General features: G+C 68.8%; 16 protein-coding genes. 6 read left to right on the plus strand and 10 right to left on the minus strand.

Annotated elements, in window-relative coordinates; genetic code table 11:
- The first annotated feature begins 3 nt into the window (after window positions 1–3).
- Entirely contained in the window at window positions 4–1527 is a 1524-nt protein-coding gene (locus tag C8D87_RS00975) for an ATP-binding cassette domain-containing protein (protein WP_112225179.1), read from the plus strand.
- Window position 1528: 1 nt separating this feature from the next.
- A complete protein-coding gene (locus C8D87_RS00980) occupies window positions 1529–2290 on the plus strand; it encodes a hypothetical protein (RefSeq protein ID WP_112225180.1) in 762 nt (253 codons plus the stop codon).
- On the opposite strand, the gene C8D87_RS00985 is transcribed toward C8D87_RS00980, so the two are convergent.
- The 6 genes from C8D87_RS00985 to C8D87_RS01015 all read right to left on the minus strand — a co-directional run bounded on the left by C8D87_RS00985 (window position 2211) and on the right by C8D87_RS01015 (window position 10453).
- Window positions 2211–4943, minus strand: coding sequence for a BTAD domain-containing putative transcriptional regulator (locus C8D87_RS00985; RefSeq protein WP_146771594.1), 2733 nt, complete (start codon window positions 4941–4943; stop codon window positions 2211–2213). The genes C8D87_RS00980 and C8D87_RS00985 overlap by 80 nt on opposite strands.
- A gap of 41 nt (window positions 4944–4984) precedes the next feature.
- Window positions 4985–6022, minus strand: coding sequence for a GrpB family protein (locus C8D87_RS47345; protein ID WP_233441840.1), 1038 nt, complete (start codon window positions 6020–6022; stop codon window positions 4985–4987).
- A 39-nt stretch (window positions 6023–6061) separates the two neighbouring features.
- Window positions 6062–6934 carry a non-homologous end-joining DNA ligase gene (gene ligD / locus C8D87_RS01000; RefSeq protein ID WP_215732126.1) on the minus strand — a complete coding sequence of 291 codons (873 nt, stop codon included), beginning with the start codon at window positions 6932–6934 and terminating at the stop codon, window positions 6062–6064.
- Entirely contained in the window at window positions 6924–8366 is a 1443-nt protein-coding gene (ligD, locus tag C8D87_RS46690) for a non-homologous end-joining DNA ligase (RefSeq protein WP_112225183.1), read from the minus strand. The genes ligD (C8D87_RS01000) and ligD (C8D87_RS46690) overlap by 11 nt, the downstream gene beginning before the upstream one ends.
- The gene (gene ku, locus C8D87_RS46695) at window positions 8367–9191 is read right to left on the minus strand and encodes a non-homologous end joining protein Ku (protein WP_109636958.1); all 825 of its coding nucleotides are present in this window, start codon (window positions 9189–9191) and stop codon (window positions 8367–8369) included.
- A 284-nt stretch (window positions 9192–9475) separates the two neighbouring features.
- Window positions 9476–10453 carry a tyrosine-type recombinase/integrase gene (locus C8D87_RS01015; protein WP_109636957.1) on the minus strand — a complete coding sequence of 326 codons (978 nt, stop codon included), beginning with the start codon at window positions 10451–10453 and terminating at the stop codon, window positions 9476–9478.
- 878 nt (window positions 10454–11331) lie between these two features.
- Between C8D87_RS01015 and C8D87_RS01020 the strand changes: the two genes are divergently transcribed.
- Together C8D87_RS01020 and C8D87_RS01025 are read left to right on the plus strand one after the other, a co-directional pair.
- Entirely contained in the window at window positions 11332–11826 is a 495-nt protein-coding gene (locus tag C8D87_RS01020) for a DinB family protein (protein ID WP_112225184.1), read from the plus strand.
- 58 nt (window positions 11827–11884) lie between these two features.
- Window positions 11885–12682, plus strand: a complete 798-nt coding sequence (locus C8D87_RS01025) for an LLM class flavin-dependent oxidoreductase (protein ID WP_170166271.1) — start codon at window positions 11885–11887, stop codon at window positions 12680–12682.
- Here C8D87_RS01025 and C8D87_RS01030 read toward each other — a convergent pair.
- Window positions 12671–13231 carry a TetR/AcrR family transcriptional regulator gene (locus C8D87_RS01030; protein WP_112225186.1) on the minus strand — a complete coding sequence of 187 codons (561 nt, stop codon included), beginning with the start codon at window positions 13229–13231 and terminating at the stop codon, window positions 12671–12673. The genes C8D87_RS01025 and C8D87_RS01030 overlap by 12 nt on opposite strands.
- Before the next feature lie 9 nt (window positions 13232–13240).
- Window positions 13241–13585 (minus strand): hypothetical protein, encoded by a 345-nt coding sequence (locus C8D87_RS01035; protein ID WP_215732127.1) that lies wholly within the window; start codon window positions 13583–13585, stop codon window positions 13241–13243.
- Between the two features lie 221 nt (window positions 13586–13806).
- Between C8D87_RS01035 and C8D87_RS01040 the strand changes: the two genes are divergently transcribed.
- The gene (locus tag C8D87_RS01040) at window positions 13807–14331 is read left to right on the plus strand and encodes a hypothetical protein (protein ID WP_146771595.1); all 525 of its coding nucleotides are present in this window, start codon (window positions 13807–13809) and stop codon (window positions 14329–14331) included.
- On the opposite strand, the gene C8D87_RS01045 is transcribed toward C8D87_RS01040, so the two are convergent.
- Window positions 14307–14573 carry a hypothetical protein gene (locus C8D87_RS01045; RefSeq protein WP_112225188.1) on the minus strand — a complete coding sequence of 89 codons (267 nt, stop codon included), beginning with the start codon at window positions 14571–14573 and terminating at the stop codon, window positions 14307–14309. The genes C8D87_RS01040 and C8D87_RS01045 overlap by 25 nt on opposite strands.
- A gap of 2 nt (window positions 14574–14575) precedes the next feature.
- Window positions 14576–15520, minus strand: coding sequence for a helix-turn-helix transcriptional regulator (locus C8D87_RS01050; RefSeq protein ID WP_112225189.1), 945 nt, complete (start codon window positions 15518–15520; stop codon window positions 14576–14578).
- A gap of 52 nt (window positions 15521–15572) precedes the next feature.
- On the opposite strand from C8D87_RS01050, the gene C8D87_RS01055 reads away from it, so the two are divergent.
- Window positions 15573–16658, plus strand: a complete 1086-nt coding sequence (locus C8D87_RS01055) for an epoxide hydrolase family protein (RefSeq protein WP_112225190.1) — start codon at window positions 15573–15575, stop codon at window positions 16656–16658.
- Window positions 16659–16709: the final 51 nt, after the last annotated feature.

Genomic DNA, 16709 nt, shown 5'->3' on the forward strand with positions numbered 1-16709 from the left:
CGGATGCTGGAACTGAGGAACCTCACCGTCCACTACGGGCACAAGCGCGTCGTGCACGACGTGAACCTGACCCTCGCGCCCGGTCAGACGCTGGGGCTCGCGGGTGAGTCGGGGTCGGGCAAGTCGACGGTGGCGATGTCGGTGCTGCGGTTGCTGCCCAGGACCGCGCGGGTCGACGGCGAGATCCTGCTGGACGGCGACGACGTCCAGGCGATGTCGTGGGGGCGGCTGCGGGCGGTGCGGTGGGCGGCGGCGTCGATCGTGTTCCAGGGCGCGATGCACTCGCTCAACCCCGTGCGCCGCGTCGGTGACCAGATCGCCGAGCCGATGCGCCTGCACGGCACCACGGGCAGTGTGCGTGAGCTGCTGGAGCAGGTGGAGCTGCCGGCGGAGAAGGCGCGGGCGTATCCGCACGAGCTCTCCGGCGGGCAGAGACAGCGGGTCATGATCGCGATGGCCCTGGCGTGCGGACCGCGGCTGGTGATCGCGGACGAGCCGACGACCGCGCTGGACGTGGTGGTGCAGGCGCAGGTGCTGTCGGTGCTCACCCGGCTGGTCGCCGAGCAGGACCTCGGGCTGCTGATGATCAGCCACGACCTGTCGGTGCTCGCGGAGACGTGCGCGGACCTGGCGGTGATGTACCGCGGTGAACTGGTGGAGCGCGGTGGCACGCGGGAGGTGATCGCGAACCCTCGGCACCCGCACACGGCGGCGCTGGCGGCGGCGTTCCCGGTGATCGGCGATCCGGCGCACCGGTGGGTGGAGCCGGTGGCCGCTCCGGAGCCGTTGCTCCAGGTGCGTGGGCTCGCGGTGGACTACGGTCGGGCACGCGCGGTCGACGGGGTCGATCTGACGATCGGCCGGGGCGAGATCGTGGCGTTGGTCGGGCAGTCCGGCTCCGGCAAAACGACACTGGCTCGTACCATAATGGGGCTGCGGAAACCGTCCTCCGGTCGGGTGATCTTCGACGGGGTTCCGGTGCCGCTCGGGGGCAAGGCGCTCAAGGCGTTCCGGAGGCAGGTGCAGCTCGTCCTGCAGGACCCGGCGAGCGCGCTGAACCCCCGCCACACGGTGCTCGACGCGGTCGCGGAGGGACTGCGCGTCCACGGCATTCCCGGCGACGAGGAATCGCTGGTCAGCGCCGCTGTCGAACGTGCGGAACTACGTCCGGCGGACCTCTACCTGGAGTCGCTGCCGCACGAGCTGTCCGGGGGTCAGCAGCAACGCGTGGTGATCGCCGGCGCACTGGTGCTGCAACCCCGTCTGCTGGTCGCCGACGAGCCCGTCGCCTCCCTCGACGCCTCGGTGCGCGGGGAGATCGTGGCGCTGCTGCTCCGGTTGCGGCGCGAGCTGGGCCTTGCTTCATTGATCATCACACACGACCTCGGGCTGGCCTGGCAGATCGCCGACCGGGTCGCGGTGATGCATCAGGGGAAGATCGTGGAACAAGGCTCGGTGGAACAAGTGCTGCTCAACCCCACTCACGACTACACGCGCGCGCTGCTGCGTGCCGTGCCTCAGGTCTGACGTGATCCCGATGGAACACGCCCGCTACCGGGCCTCGCTGACGCCTGCCGAGATCGGCCGGGGCGGGGCCGACGGCTGGGTGAGTGTCGACGACGTGCCGACGCTGGCGTGGCTGGCGTGGAACGACCTGGGCCGCCCACCGGGAGTCCTGGGCGAGCTCGCCGAGGCCACGGACCCGCGGCACGTGCTGGCGCTGTGCCGGATCCTCGCCTCCACCTCCCGCGCGGACACCGCAGCGGTGTGGCGCTACTTAGCCGCGGACTGGGAACGCACGGGGGAGCGTTCCGACGGCAGGCAGCGTTTCCTGCTCGACCGGGCGAGGCGTGGTGAGGGCATGAACTGGCGCGACTTCTCCGCGTTGATGGGCACCGACCGCCCAGAAGACGTCGACGCGGCGTTCGACCGCGGCGAGGACATGGTCGGCATCTCGGTGATCGGCCTCGCGCTGTCGTACCCGGATCCGTGGGCGACCCTGCGCCGCGTCGCGCGCGCGTTGGACCACGACCGCACCGAGGTCCGCCGCCAGGGCGCCACAGCCCTGGCGCACGTGGCACGGATCCACGGGGTCGTGTCCCGGGAATGCCTGGAGGTGCTGCGCCGTCGCCACGACAACGTGGCCGAAGACGACCTGTGGACGTTCATCGCCCACCACAAGCTGCCGGCGTGGCTGTGGTGGCGGCGGATCAAGGCCCGGCTGGGGCGGCGAGTTCCGCGCGAACGGCGGCCTCGGTTAACAGGTTGCGCTGTCCCACGGCCCGCCTGAGCGCCTCCAGCAGGTGCTCGCGGGCCCCCGCGTCGTCCCCAGCGGCTCTCGCGATGCGCCCGCGTTCGAACGCGATGTGGCAGCGCATCTCGTCGGGGCTGTACCAGCCGCCGGGCGTCAGCTCCCACGCCCGGTCGCACTCCGCCCGCGCGGTATCCAGATCGCCGTTGCGGCGGGCGAGCTCGGCCCGGCCCAGGTGGCAGTTGGCCTGCACGAGCGGCGAACCCACCCTTCTCGCCTGCTCGAACGCCTCGTCGTAGTCCGCCGCGGCACCCTCGGCGTCACCTGAGACGAGACGGGCACGGGCCCGCACGACGAGCAGCTCGGCGATGTCCTCGGTGGCACCCAGCTCCGTGAGCAGCGTGTACGCACGGCCGATCGCGTCGAGCGCCGGTTCACCGGCCTCCAGCGCGATCTCACCGAGCTGGTGGTGCGCGAGCGCCGCACCCCACCGGTCACCGACCCGTTCGAACCCCTCCGCGCCCCGCCGCAGCAGCTCCCGGCCCGCGATCGGATCACCCTGCATGCGGGCCATCAGACCGTCACCGACCAGGGCCAGTGCCCGGCTCCACGAGTCGGTGCCGATGAGGCGGTTGCGGTGGTGCCAGGTCTGGGAGTCGTTCTCCGGCGCGCCCAGCGCCATGCCCCACATCATCGTCATGATCGGGTAACGCGGCGGCCCGTCCAGCGCGCAGAGCAACGCGTCGGCCTGGCCGATCCTGCCGCTCTGGTCACCGGTCGCGATCGGCCACGCAAGGAGCAGGCACAACGCGTACTCCTGCGCACGACCCGGCGGCGCCGTCTCGCCACACGCGCGGATGACCGCCTCCGCACGCTGGGCGGCCTCGGTGCGCAGCCCCCGGCACCAGTAGTAGGTCGCCAGCGCCGCCACCAGCTCGAGCGCGAGGCCGACGTCGTGGACGGTGGCCCACCTGAGGGCCGCGGTGAGGTTGTCGTGGTCGGCGCCGAGCCTCGTCAGCCACTCGACCTGGTCGTGCGCCCGCAGATGCGGCTCCGCCTCCTGAGCCCTGGCGAGGAACCAGCGGGCGTGACGTTCGGCCAGATCGGGCGCGCGGGTCGCGCAGAACGCGCGGATGGTGTCGAGCATCCGGTACCGCTCACCGGTCACCTCGATCAGCGACTTGTCCACCAGCGACGACAGGGTGTCCACGTCGGAGCCGGTGATGGCGACGGCGGCGTCCAGGCCCGCGCTGCCGTGGAACACGGTGAAACGGGCGGCGAGATCACGTTCGGCCTCGGTGAGCAGGTCCCAGCTCCACTCGACCACCGCGTGCAGCGTGCGATGGCGGGGCGCGGCGGTCCGGCTGCCCCGCGACAGCAACCGGAACCTGTCGTCGAGCCGGGCCGCGATCTCGGCGATCGGCAGCGACCGCACCCGTGCCGCGGCCAGTTCGATGGCGAGCGCGATCCCGTCGAGACGCCGGCACACGTCGGCGATGACCTCACGATCGGCGCGGAACCCCGGTTTGACCGCCTGGGCCCGATCCTCGAAGAGCCGGACAGCGGCCCCGTCGTCCAGCGCGGACACCGGGCTGAGCGTCTCGCCGGTGATGCCGAGCGGCTCACGGCTCGTCGCAAGCACCCGCACGCCCGGACACGCGGCCAGCACCGCGCCGAGAACACGGGCGGCGTCGTCGACGACGTGTTCGCAGTTGTCGACGACCAGCAGCACATCTCTCGTGGCCAGCGCCGCGTGCAGCCGGTCCTCGACGCTCAACGCTCCCGCCGACAACAGCCCGGCCTCCCGGACGCCGGCACCGTCGAGCAGTGCCCGCGCGACATCGGTCGTGGCGCTGAGGTCCACGAACGCCACCTCACCCTGCTCACGGCTCGCGACCTCGACCGCGAGACGAGTCTTGCCGGTACCACCGGGGCCGATGAGCGTCACCAGGCGGTTCTCCTGCAACCACTTGGCCACGCGCCGCAGATCCTCGTCCCTGCCGACGAAACTCGTCAGCTGCGCCGGCACACCCCGGTGCGGCGCCTGCGCCCGCAGGATCTCGACGTGCGCGGCGGCGAGCGCGGGGGAGGGATCCACCCCGAGCTCGTCGGCCAGCAGCTCCCTGCCCCTGGCGAACACCTCGAGCGCCTCGGTCTGACGGCCCTCGCGGTGCAGCGCCCGCATCAACGCCGCGCGGACGTCCTCACGCAGCGGGTGCCGGGCCAGCAGGTCACGCAGATCGCCGGCCGTGCCCGCGGCGATGACGCAGCTGATCCGCAGCTCCTCCAGCCGCTGCCGGGCATCGTCGGCGAACGGCGCGTCCACGTCCGCCAACGCCGGCCCACGCCACAACCGCAGCGCTTCGAGGCCACGCCCGGCGGCGAGCAGCTCCGCACAGTACGTCGCGTCCACTTCGGACGGTCCGGCGACCAGCCGATAACCGGCCGGATGGTGCTCGACCACCAGGCCCGGAACCGTCCTGCGCAGCCGCGAGACCTGGGACTGCAACGCGTTCGCCGCACCGGCGGGCGGCTCACCGTAGAGACCCTCCAGCAGCCGCGCGTGACCGACGATCCCGCCCGCGTCCAGCGCCAGCATCGCGAGCAGAGCCCGTTGACGCGGCGCGGGCACGGCGATCACCACTCCCGCGCCGTCACGCACCTCGACCGGCCCCAGCACCCCGAACCTCACGGGACGCGATTCTTCCGCACCACGCCCGGCGAACCGGCGGATCACCCCAGCGCGCGCAGAACGATCCGCTCCACCACCCGCGTCTTCGCGTCCGCGTAGTCCTGCACCCGCTCCCAGCCCCGCGCCGCCAGCTCCCGCTTCACCGCCTCGTACTCCGCCCGCTCGTCCGCGTTCTCCCGCAACCGGTCCCGGAACGCCAGCATCCGGTCGACCTCCTCACACGCGGGGGAGAAGACGTGCAGGTTCACCTCCGGGTCGGAGTCCCTCAGCAACCGGTGCCGATACCAGCCCGGCTCCCGCAACCGCAGGTGATAACCGGCCTCCACCAACGCCGGCACGTACGCGTCCTCGTCATCGGAATCCGGCACCACCAGCAGAATGTCGATCAACGGCTTCGCCGCCAGCCCCGGAACCGACGTCGAACCCACGTGCTCCAGCCGCACGACCTCCGAGCCGAGCGCGCCGCGAATCCGCTCCTCCTCCCGGGCGTACCAGTCAGGCCACGCCGGGTTGTAGTCCTCCAGCGTGATCCGCACGTCCCCCGCCGGCGTCTCCGTCACGTACTCCACGTCGTCCGACGACGGCCGCCACGCCAGAAAAGCGCGCTCGAGAATCTCCAGCACCACCTCCCTCTTGGCCGCCGCGTAGTCCTGCACCCGCTCCCACTCCCGCGCCGCCAGCTCCCGCTTCGTCAGCGCGTACAACTCCCGGTCGTCATCGTTGACACGCAACCAGTCCCGGAACACCAGATGCCGCCGCACCTGCGCACACCCACGAGGAAACACGTGCAGGTTCACATTCGTGTCCGGCCCCTTGAGGATGCGGTGGTCGTGCCAGTCGTCCTCCCGGACGGTCACCCGATACCCCGCGACCTCCAGCGCGGGCACGTACGACGCCTCATCACGCGGATCGTCCACCACCAGCATCATGTCGATCAGCGGCTTCGCACACAGCCCCGGCACCGACGTCGACCCCACGTGCTCCAGCTCGGCGTCCGGCAACGCGGCCACGATCCGCTCACGTTCTCGCTGGTACAAGCCCGGCCAGGCAGCGTCGTACTCGGACAGCTCGATCTTCATGGCGACCCCCGGACAGGCAACAGGCAGTCGGCCAGAATATCAACTGCCGAACAGGTCACCCGCCGAATCCACCCGATCCAGCACCTCGTCCGCCGTGAACACCAGATCCTCCGGCACCTGACACTCCTCGACCTCGTCCCACGTGATCGGAGTCGACACCGCCGGCCGCTCCCGAGCCCGCAACGAGTACGGCGCCACCGTCGTCTTCGCCGGATTGTTCTGCGACCAGTCGATGAACACCTTTCCGGTGCGCTGCACCTTCGCCATCGTCGCCACCACCAGGCTCGGCATCTCCTTCGCCAGCCGCCGCGCCACCGCCTTCGCGTACTCCGACGTGTCCTTCGCCGGGGCATACGCGTACACCTGCATCCCCTTGTTCCCCGACGTCTTCGCCCACGAGTCCACACCGTCGTCGTCCAGCACCACCCGCACCTGCTCGGCGACCCGGCAACACTCCACCACCGTCGCCGGCGCCCCCGGATCCAGGTCGAACACCAGCAGATCAGGATCCCGCTTACCCCCGCGCGGACCCACCGTCCACTGCGGCACGTGCAACTCCAACGCCGCCAGGTTCGCCAGCCACACCAACGTCGCCAACTCGTCCACCATCACGTAGTTGACCGTCTCGTTGCCCTTCGAGCTGCCCGGCGACTCCAGCCGCATCGTCCGCACCCAGTCCGGACGGTGCTCCGGCGCGTTCTTCTCGAAGAACCACTTCCCGTCCACGCCGTTCGGATAGCGCTTGAGCGTGACAGGACGGTCCTTGAGATGGGGGAGCAGCACAGGGGAGATCCGCGTGTAGTAGTCGATCACCTCGCCCTTGGTGAACCCGAACTCCGGATACAGCACCTTGTCCAGGTTCGTCAGCTTCAGCACGCGGTCCTCAACCCGCACGGTTGCGTCATTGGTCAACGCGACGCACCTCCTCGGGCGACTTGTCCGGCCGCAACCCCCGCCACGCCGGAAACCGCATCCGCCCGTCCGGCGTCCACTGCCGGAACACCACCTCCGCCACCAGCTCCGGCTCCACCCACTTCGCGCCCTTCGCCCGCTCCCTCGGCATCTCCGTCACGAACGGGGACGTCCTGCGCGCCAACGCCTTCAACCGCGGCGTCAACACCGCCAGCTCCGCGTCGTTGAACCCGGTACCCACCGACCCCGCGAACGCCAACCCGCCGTCCTGAGGAATACCCAGCAGCAACGCGCCGATCACCCCGGCCCGCTTGCCTTCACCCATCCGCCAGCCACCGATCACCACCTCCTGCGCCATCAGATCGGTGATCTTGCGCCACACCGGCGACCGCGTCCCCGGCTGATAGACCGAATCCAGCCGCTTCGCCACCACCCCCTCCAGACCCTGCTCACGACTCGCCGCCAGGACCGCCGCGCCATCGGTGTCGTACGACGGGGGAGTCAGCCAGTTCGGACCCCTGAGCTCCAGCTCCCGGAGCAGCTCACGACGCTGACGAAAAGGCAGCTGCAGCGTCGACCGGCCATCGAGGTGCAACAGATCGAACAACAGCAAAGTGACCGGATACTGACGAGCCGCCTTCCGCGCGGCCTCCGACTTGCTCACGTGCATCCGGTTCTGCAACGCGCTGAAACTCGGCCGCCCGTTCTGCAACGCCACGATCTCACCGTCGAGCAACGCCTCCGTCGAACCGAGCTGCTCACCCACACCCTGCAACTCCGGATAAGCCACCGTGATGTCGTTGCCCAGACGCGACCACGCCTGCACACGACCACCCTCGACCCTCAGAATCGCGCGAACGCCATCCCACTTGAACTCATAAGCCCAAAGATCATCATCATCCTGGGGGAGGGGACCGGGCATCGCCAGCATCGGCTTCACCTGCTCGGGCAGCGGCTCCCAATCCGGACGCGCCGGCGCGTGCCGACGCTTCATCATCCAGTTCTTGCCCTGCTCACCCGAGCGGAAGAACACGAACCGACCCTCGACCCGATGACCGTGCAAGATCACATCGACCTCACGGTCCGACCACTTCACCGTCTCATAGCGACCGCGATCCCAGATGAACATCTCGCCGCCGCCGTACTCACCCTTCGGAATCTCCCCGGAGAACTCCGCATACTCCAGAGGATGATCCTCGGTGTGCACCGCCAGCCTGATCACATCAGTCGTCGGCGGAAGCCCCTTCGGCACCGCCCACGACACCAGCACACCATCACGCTCCAGCCGCACATCCCAATGCAGACTGCTCGCGTGATGCTCCTGAATCACAAACGTGTCGTCATCACCGTGAGGAAGCTCCTCAGCACTCGGCACGGGCTCCGGCGTCCTCGCCGGATCCCGCTTGCGCCGGTACTCGTCGAGCCCGGCCATCTACGCCGACGAAGCCTTCTTCTTCGGCGGAGACTTCTTGGCCGCACCCTTCCGACCGGCCTTCGCCTTCTCCACACTGCGCTCCAGAGCCGTCATCAGGTCGATCACATCACCCTTGTCCTCGACCTCCGGCTGCTCCGGCAGCTCAGCACCCTCCGCCTTCGCCGCGATGACCTTCTCCAGCGCATCCCGGTAGTCGTCGGTGAACGTGTCCGGATCGAAGTCCCCGGCCATCGACTCCACCAGCGACGTCGCCATCTTCAACTCCTGCGGCCGCACCTCGACGTTCTGATCCAGGAAGTCGAACTCCGCCTTGCGGATCTCGTCCGGCCACAACATCGTGTGCATCACCAGCACGTCATCCCGCGCCCGGATCGTCGCCAGCGTCTCCTTCTGCCGGATCGTGATCTTCACGACCGCCAGCTGACCCGTCTTCACCAGCGCATCCCGCAACAACACGTACGGCCGCGCCGCAGCCTTGTCCGGCTCCAGGTAATACGTCTTCTGGAAGTAGATCGGATCGATCTCCTCCGCGGGCACGAACTCCAGGACATCGATCGACTTGTCGGTCTTCACCGGCAGCTTCTCGAAGTCCTCGTTCTCCATGATCACCATCCGGCCGTCGTCCAACTCATAGCCCTTGGTGATGTCCGAATACTCCACCTCGTTGCCGCACACCGAACAGACGCGCTTGTACTTGATGCGCCCGCCGTCCTCCCGGTGCACCTGGTTGAAACGGAAGTCGTGCTCCTCGACAGCCGTGTAGAGGCGCACGGCGATCGTCACCAACCCGAAGGAGATGGCCCCACGCCACACGGATCTCATTCTCATTGGGTACCCCTGAAATGCGGTTTTCGCACTATCAGGTCACCCACTTGGCCTAACGATCCGGCAACTGAGCGACCCCCGGCTCACGTGTCCACAGCCGAGAGTGCCGCACCGGAGTGGAGCATCGCTAGTGGGGTGGGGCCCGCAACGTTGCCGGGCGAATTCGCGGTCAGACGGGTGCATCGTGGTGCCGCCCCCGCGCCCTCATACCGGAGTCGTATACGGGCGTCGGGGTGCCCTGCTGAGCGTGAATTACCCAGCCAACGTTCCGGGCCACGCCGCTAGATGTCCTTGAGCGCCCGATACGTCCTGTTGCTCGCCACCGCCGCCCGACGCTCCCGCGCCGTCGCCTCGATGTAGTTCTGACTCGTCGCCAAACTCGCGTGCCCCAGCAACGCCATGATCTCGCTGGCACTCGCACCGTCCTCGGCCAAACGCGTCGCGAACGTGTGCCGCAAAGCGTGCAGATTCGCACCCGTCGGCACCCTGTCGTTCAGCCCCGCCCACCGAAAACACGACTTCACCAGGTACTCCAGCCCGCCCCTGCCGATCGGCTCACCGTGCCGGTCCCTCAGCAACGCGCTGTCCCGATCGAACCGGCCCTGCGGAAAACGCTGCCGGCAGCTCTTCAGATAGGCGTCGACGATCCGCTCCATCGGAGGCTCGATCGGAACACTCCGGTCACGGTTGCCCTTGCCCTTCACGTGCAACCTCTGATCACCCTCCCTGCCGACGATCGACGACAGCGTCAACGTCCGCATCTCGGCGCTCCTCAAGCCCGCGACCAGCCCCAGCGCGATGACCAGCACGTCGCGCTCCGGCCACGGGTCACGACCCTTGCGCGCGCCTTCCGCGGCGGCTGTGAGCAGCTGTTCCGGCGTGTCCTCACCCCGTAGCGGCTTGGGGACGAGCGGAGGGGTCTTCGGGCGGGCGACCGCGCCCATCGGGTTGCCGGCGATGAGGTCCTCGGCCACGCAGAACGTCAGGAACTGGTTCCACGTCGACCAGGCCCGCAGCACGGAGCTCTTGGCGTGGGTGTCGGCGAACAACCCGAAGGCCTGGCGGAGGTTGGCCCCGGTGAGATCGCGGACGGTGAGGTCCTCGACAGGGGAGTGGAGCGTCTCGGCCAGGAGTGTGTTCACGCCGGCGAGATCGCGCTGGTAGGCCGCCGTTGTGTGCGGCGAGTCCTTGCGCGTCCGGCGGGCGAGGAAGAAGGCGTCCTGAGCGGCGAGCACGTGCATATGGATCTTGTACCGCACAGCACCGACAATCCCGTGTCCCGTGCTGGATAATGGCGATTATGCATGAAATGTCCGTTTCACCCGAGTTCGCCGGACGCTGGACCAGGTGGCGTCACTTATCGGGGATCGTGAGCGTAATGAGGCATCTCTACGTACGTCTCACTGACGAGTCGTCGGTGTCGACCGCGCTCCGACATCGCCGGTGTTCAGATGTTGCGGCGTCTGCAAGTACGGCCAGCCTGCCCGCTGGTGGTGCTTGCAGACGCGCAACACGAGCCGTTTCAGCCCCTTCTGAGGACGATCTTCGCAGGTCACCGTTTCGCCGATAATCTACATTATGTCAAGTAACGTGGATCGGGACTTCTGGCGGGGCCTCTCCCGCCATGCTGTGCGCCGTGTCCGGCTGGGGTCGGTACCTGGAATGCGTGCCGTGGTTCGTGGAGCCGGGCGCTGAGGTCGTCGTCGGTCCTTCGTCCGTTTGGACGCGTGGGTCGCTATCGGGCTTGCCTCGGCTGTCCGCTGTCTGTGACCGGCCGCCGATATGAGTTGCTGGTGTGGGGTTCTGCCGGGTGGCTCAGTGAGCCGCCTCCGCAGACCGGTTCGGAGTCGCCCTCGGTGCTTCGTCGTCTGCGGAGTGTCTTCGGCGGGACTGTCGAGCAGTTCGGCGGACCGTCGACGTTGTGGTTGAACCAGAACGCTGTGCTGACGGCGGGCGCCGCGGCGACGTCGCTGCGGGATTACGTCACCGTGGCGATAGAGGCCAATGGGAACCCTGACGGCCGCGCACCGCGAGACTGGGCACCTTGTGCTGTTTGCGCCTGACCACTCGTTGTACTCGTTCGACGGGTTGCCGGATCTGGGTTCGTGGGTCTCGGCGCGTGGCAGGGTGTCCTCTCATGATCGACGACTTCGCCAAGGCGTATCTGCACAGCGATCTGCGTGAGTTGCGTGAGGTGATGCTGTGGAAGCTGGAGGGTCTCCCCGAGGCTGATGTGCGCCGGCCGCTCACCGCGAGCGGTACGAATCTGCTGGGTCTGGTGAAGCATCTGACGTTGACGGAGTCGCGGTACTTCGGCGAGGTGTTCGGCCGGGCGTTTCCTGAGCCGTTGCCGCGGTGGGACGACCTTTCGGCGCGTGGCAAGGACATGCGGGCGGCGGAGCATGAGACGCGTGAGGAGATCGTTGGTCGTTATCGGCGCGCGTGGGCGCATTCCGACGCGACGATCGATGTGCTGGCGGTGGACTCCCCCGGGTTTGTGCCGTGGTGGCCGCGTCCTGACGTGATGTTGTTCAACGTTCTGGTGCATGTGCTGACGGAGACGGCGCGGCACGCCGGGCATGCGGACATCTTGCGGGAGCAGCTCGATGGTGCGACGGGTGTCGGGCCGTGAGGTGGGGGCTCCCCCGCGTTTGGATGATCTTGTCGGGGGTGGTTGCCACACTCGGGGTATGCGCTATGCGATCTATGTGCCGAATTTTGGTTCGTCGCTCGGTGATCCGTCGGTGTTGGTGTCGCTCGCCGTCGCAGCGGAGGAAGCGGGGTGGGACGGGTTTTTCTTGTGGGACCACGTGGTGCGGCCTGGTGAGTCGGTGCTGGCTGATGTGTGGGTGACGTTGGGGGCGGTGGCGGCGCGGACGTCGTCGATCCGGTTGGGGCCGATGGTGACGTCGCTGGGGCGTCGGCGGCCGTGGAAGGTGGCGTTGGAGGCGTCGACGCTGCAGCGGTTGTCGGGTGGGCGGCTGGTGCTGGGTGTTGGTGCGGGTGTGCCTGATGACTTCGTGCCGTTCGGTGAGCGGGTCTCGCGGGCTGCGGCGTTGTCGGAGGGTGTGGCGTTGTTGCGGGCCTTGTTGTCGGGCGGGCCTGTTGAGCATCACGGCGAGATCTTCGACGTGTCGGGGGTGCGGTTCGCGCCGGTGGAGGTGCCGGTGTGGGTCGGTGGGGTCTGGCCGCGGTCGATTCCGTTTCGTGCGGCGGAGCACGCGGCGGGTGTGGTGCCGGCGACGTTCGCGGGTGCCGAGTTGGCGGTGATCTCCCCCGCTGACGCTGCCGCGTTGAAGGCGGCGTTCGTGGCGTCGGGTGGGCCGGCTGACTGCGATGTGGCGATCTGGGGTGGTGGTGAGTTGCGGGGGGCGGTGCGGGAGTACGAGGAGGCCGGGGTGACGTGGATGTTCACCGATGGTGGTGCGCTGGAGCTGGAGGGGTTGCGGGCGTTTGTGGCGGCTGGTCCCCCGCGTTCAGGCGCGTAGGCCTCTGAGGAGGGTGTCGAGGTAGCGGCGGGCGGTGGGGAGCCGGTCGGCGGGTGTGGCGCTGTGGACGTAGGTGGCGTAGGCGATGCCGCACATGAGTGGGACGAGGTCGCCGTCGGCGAGGTCGGGGCGGACGGCTCCGGCTTTCCTGGCGCGGGCGAGCAGTTCGCGGCCGATCGCGATCACCTGCTGTTTGAGTTCGGTGGTGCGTGGCAGTGCGTCCTGGGTGTTGGCCGCGACCTTGGCCAGTGACGGGTCGCCGACCTGGGCGTCGACGAGTCGTTGGAGGAACCCGGCGAACGCCTGCCAGGGGTCGTCTCGGGTCAGTGCTTGCTCGCCGTGGCCGGCGAGGGCTTCCAGGCAGGGCGTGGCGACGGTCTCGAGCAGTGCTTCGGTGGTCGGGAAGTGCCGGTAGACCGTGCCGACGCCCAGGCCCGCGCGGCGTGCGACGTCGTTGAGCTGCAGCGGTGTGCCTTCGTCGACGAGTTCTCTGGCGACGGTGACGATGCGGTCCCAGTTGCGGGCGGCATCCTTGCGCAGCGACGTCATGTTTCCAGGTTAATTGGATACGCCATCCGGAACGTGTGCCGGCGGCACGTGTTGCTCGGTCAGCCTGCGCACGGCCTGGATCGCTTCGGGGTCCTCGGCTGCCCTGATGGGTGCGACGGGCTTCGTCTGTGCTCCGATCACCACGCCCGTCCGCCCTGTCAGCGTCTCGTCGGTCGCGGCCACGATCGACGAGCGTGCCGCGTCCGAGGCCGGTCCCGAGGTGGAGTGTTCGAACTTGCGCCGCACCAGTGGCCACAGCAGCCGCAGTCCGGGTGACACGATCTTGGATTGTCGCAGGGTGTCGTCGGTCATGTCGGTGGCGGCCCCTCCCGGATCGGCCGCGAACACCGACACCCCGCTTCCTCTGTTCGACCTCGTGGTGCGGTTGTTCGCGGCGCGCGACGAACGGCGGCTGTCTCGTGGCGAGTACGAACCCGTGCAGCTGACCGATTCTGCGAGGGATGCGACGTACTCGCTGAACTTGATCGTGCTGGTGCTGGTGCTGCGCCAGAAGGTCTGCGCGACTGACCTCCGGATGGAAGTCCCGCCTGTCGTCCAGCGCATGGGTGAGTGTCGTGCGCGGCTTCTGGGTCGAACGGGTTCACGGCAAGGTTTTGTGCGTCAGCCCGAGAGTCGCGCCGGGGGACGCGGACGCGGGCTCGGTGTTGATGTCGGAGCCGTGTGTGACGCGGGACGAGGTCGCTGCGACGTTGCGGGAGGTGGTGGCGCCGTTGGCGGAAACGTACGGCGTCGCACTCGCGGCTCTGTTGATCGAGCTGTCGGCGACACCGGTGGAGAAGTGTTTACCCGTGCTGGAGCAGCTTGCCCGACATCCACTGGGATCGACGCTGTTCGCCAAGGAGATCTGTGCGCGGATAGGACGTGGTGGTGACGATCTGGCGATCCTGCGGAGGTTGGGCGTCGCCGCAGCTGTGCGGGACGCTGAGACTCTGGACGCGTGGCTGCGGCTGCACGAGCGCGGGTTCCGGTTCCCGGACGATCGTGACTATCCCGACGTGACGGAGTACCTGCTGGCGTACGATCCCCGCGCTGACCGCGGGCCGGCCGGATCTGCTCAAGCGGGCCAGGGCGGCTGCTGACGAGCTGGGTCTTGAATGGCCGCCGCCAGAGCCTGCGCGATCGCGGTCAGGTCGGTCTCGCTGAGGTCGCGCTCCCCCACCCTGCGCAGGATCTCGGCGCGGGAGCACACGACGATCGCGCCGGTGTGGCCGCCGAGGTCGGCGGCGGCGACGATCTCGGGTGTTCCGTTGTGGACCACCAGGATCGGGTCCGGGGTTTCGGTGTAGAGCAGGTGCTCGATGTCCCGTCCGGTGATGGCCATGCTCAGTCTTGTACGGCGCGGGCGTAGCGGGCCGCAAGGGTGCGAACGTGTGCCACGAGCTCCGGTGGTGAGGTGACTTCGAAGTCGAAGCCGAGCATGCCGATCCACACGGCGAGCATTTCGACGGAGTCGGCGCCGGTGACGAGGACGCAGGAGGTGTCGTCGACGGCTTCGACGGTGCCGACGGCGGCGGTGATGCGGGTGGCCACGGCGTCGGCCGGGGCGTGGACGAGGACGCGGGCGGTGAAGCGCCACGCGGCTGAGGAGGTGCTGGAGGCGACGTAGGTGGTGGCGTCGAAGTCGCGTGGGGTGAAGCGCGGGCCGAACGGGGGCTGGGGCTGGGCGATGCGATCGACGCGGAAGCTGCGCCAGTCGGCGCGGTCGCAGTCCCAGGCGACGAGGTACCAGCGGCGGCCCCAGTTGACCAGGCGGTGTGGTTCGACGCGGCGGCGGGACGGTGTGCCGTCGTGGGAGTGGTAGTCGAAGCGGATGGTGTCGCTGTCGCGGCAGACGGCGGCGAGGGTGGACAGCAGTTCCGGGTCGAGGGCGGGTCCCGCGGAGTCGCGTGGGACGGATTCGACGTGTTGCAGGGCGGAGACGCGGTGGCGCAGGCGGGACGGCAGGACCTGCTCGAGTTTGAGCAGCGCGCGCAGGGAGACCTCTTCCAGGCCGGTGACGGCGTTGGTGCGCAGGGCCGCGGCGACAGCAACGGCCTCGTTGTCGTCGAGCAGCAGTGGCGGGAGCTCGGCGCCGGCGCCGAGGCGGTAGCCGCCGAAGGTGCCGGTGGTGGCGTTGACCGGGTAGCCGAGCTCGCGCAGGCGGTCGATGTCGCGGCGCACGGTGCGCTGGCTGATCTGGAGCTCCTCGGCGAGTTCGCCGCCCTGCCAGTCGCGGCGGGACTGGAGGAGGGCGAGCAGGCGCAGCAGGCGCGCCGAAGTTTCCAACATGACTCCAGACTTTAGGACAGGAGGTGGCCGCAATGCCTTCTAGCCTTGGGTTATGACGGAGATCAGGGAATTCCACATCGCGGTCGACGAGGCGGACGTCGAGGAGCTGCGTTTCCGGTTGGCGCGGACCCGGTGGACCGACCAGGTGCCGGGGGCCGGTGCGCGTTACGGGGACGCCGTCGAGACGGTGCAGGAGATGGCCCGGTACTGGGCGGAGGAGTTCGACTGGCGGGCGGTCGAGCGCAGGCTCAACTCCTACCCGCAGTTCATCACCGAGATCGACGGCACGAACGTTCACTTCCTGCACGTCACGAGCACGAACCCCGACGCGTTGCCGTTGCTGATGATCCACGGGTGGCCGGGGTCGGTCATGGAGTTCGTGGACGTGATCGAGCGGTTGCGCGGCGACTTCCACCTGGTGATCCCCTCGATCCCGGGTTTCGGGTTCTCCGGTCCGACGACGGAGACCGGCTGGCACTCCGGGCGGATCGCGAAGGCGTTCGCGGAGCTGATGGGGCGGCTGGGGTACGAGCGGTACGGGGTGCACGGCAACGACGCCGGGTCGCTCATCGCGCCCGAGGTCGGCCGGGTGGACCCCGGGCACGTGGCGGGGGTGCACGTCACGCAGATCTTCTCGTTCCCGTCGGGTGATCCGGCGGAGATGGAGGGGCTGACCGAGGACGACCAGCGGCGGCTCGGGGTGCTGCAGAACTTCTGGCAGGACATGTCCGGTTACGCGAGCCTTCAGCAGTCGCGGCCGCAGAACGTCGCGTTCGCGCTCGCCGACTCCCCGGCAGGGCAGCTGGCCTGGACGATGCAGCTGATGGGCGAACCGGCCGTCACCAGGGACTTCCTGCTGGCGAACGTGTCGATCTACTGGTTCACCCGCACCGCGGGTTCCTCTGCGCGGCTGTACTTCGAGGACGCGCACCGCGAGGACGCGCCGGCCGAGCCGACGACGTTCCCGATGGGTGTGGCGGTGTTCCGCGACGACTTCCAGACCATCCGCCGGTTCGCCGAGCGCGACCACCACAACCTGGTGCACTGGTCGGAGTTCGACACCGGCGGGCACTACTCGGGGCACGACGCGCCGGAGCAGCTGGCCGGTGACCTGGTGGGGTTTTTCGCGAAGAGGTAGCGGTGGCGGGGCGCTCGTACGGGGCGCCCCGCCGCCGTGGAACGCCGCGGC

Source organism: Lentzea atacamensis (assembly GCF_003269295.1).
Classification (GTDB): domain Bacteria; phylum Actinomycetota; class Actinomycetes; order Mycobacteriales; family Pseudonocardiaceae; genus Lentzea; species Lentzea atacamensis.

What these genes read in the sequence shown, in the direction of transcription:
- C8D87_RS47345 (WP_233441840.1), bottom strand. Translation starts at nt 6,022, where the DNA reads ATGAAGATCGAGCTGTCCGAGTACGACGCTGCCTGGCCGGGCTTGTAC.
- ligD (WP_112225183.1), bottom strand. Translation starts at nt 8,366, where the DNA reads ATGGCCGGGCTCGACGAGTACCGGCGCAAGCGGGATCCGGCGAGGACG.
- ku (WP_109636958.1), bottom strand. Translation starts at nt 9,191, where the DNA reads ATGAGATCCGTGTGGCGTGGGGCCATCTCCTTCGGGTTGGTGACGATC.
- C8D87_RS01045 (WP_112225188.1), bottom strand. Translation starts at nt 14,573, where the DNA reads ATGGCCATCACCGGACGGGACATCGAGCACCTGCTCTACACCGAAACC.
- C8D87_RS01055 (WP_112225190.1), top strand. Translation starts at nt 15,573, where the DNA reads ATGACGGAGATCAGGGAATTCCACATCGCGGTCGACGAGGCGGACGTC.
- C8D87_RS01050 (WP_112225189.1), bottom strand. Translation starts at nt 15,520, where the DNA reads ATGTTGGAAACTTCGGCGCGCCTGCTGCGCCTGCTCGCCCTCCTCCAG.
- C8D87_RS01025 (WP_170166271.1), top strand. Translation starts at nt 11,885, where the DNA reads ATGCGCTATGCGATCTATGTGCCGAATTTTGGTTCGTCGCTCGGTGAT.
- C8D87_RS01030 (WP_112225186.1), bottom strand. Translation starts at nt 13,231, where the DNA reads ATGACGTCGCTGCGCAAGGATGCCGCCCGCAACTGGGACCGCATCGTC.
- C8D87_RS01020 (WP_112225184.1), top strand. Translation starts at nt 11,332, where the DNA reads ATGATCGACGACTTCGCCAAGGCGTATCTGCACAGCGATCTGCGTGAG.
- C8D87_RS00975 (WP_112225179.1), top strand. Translation starts at nt 4, where the DNA reads ATGCTGGAACTGAGGAACCTCACCGTCCACTACGGGCACAAGCGCGTC.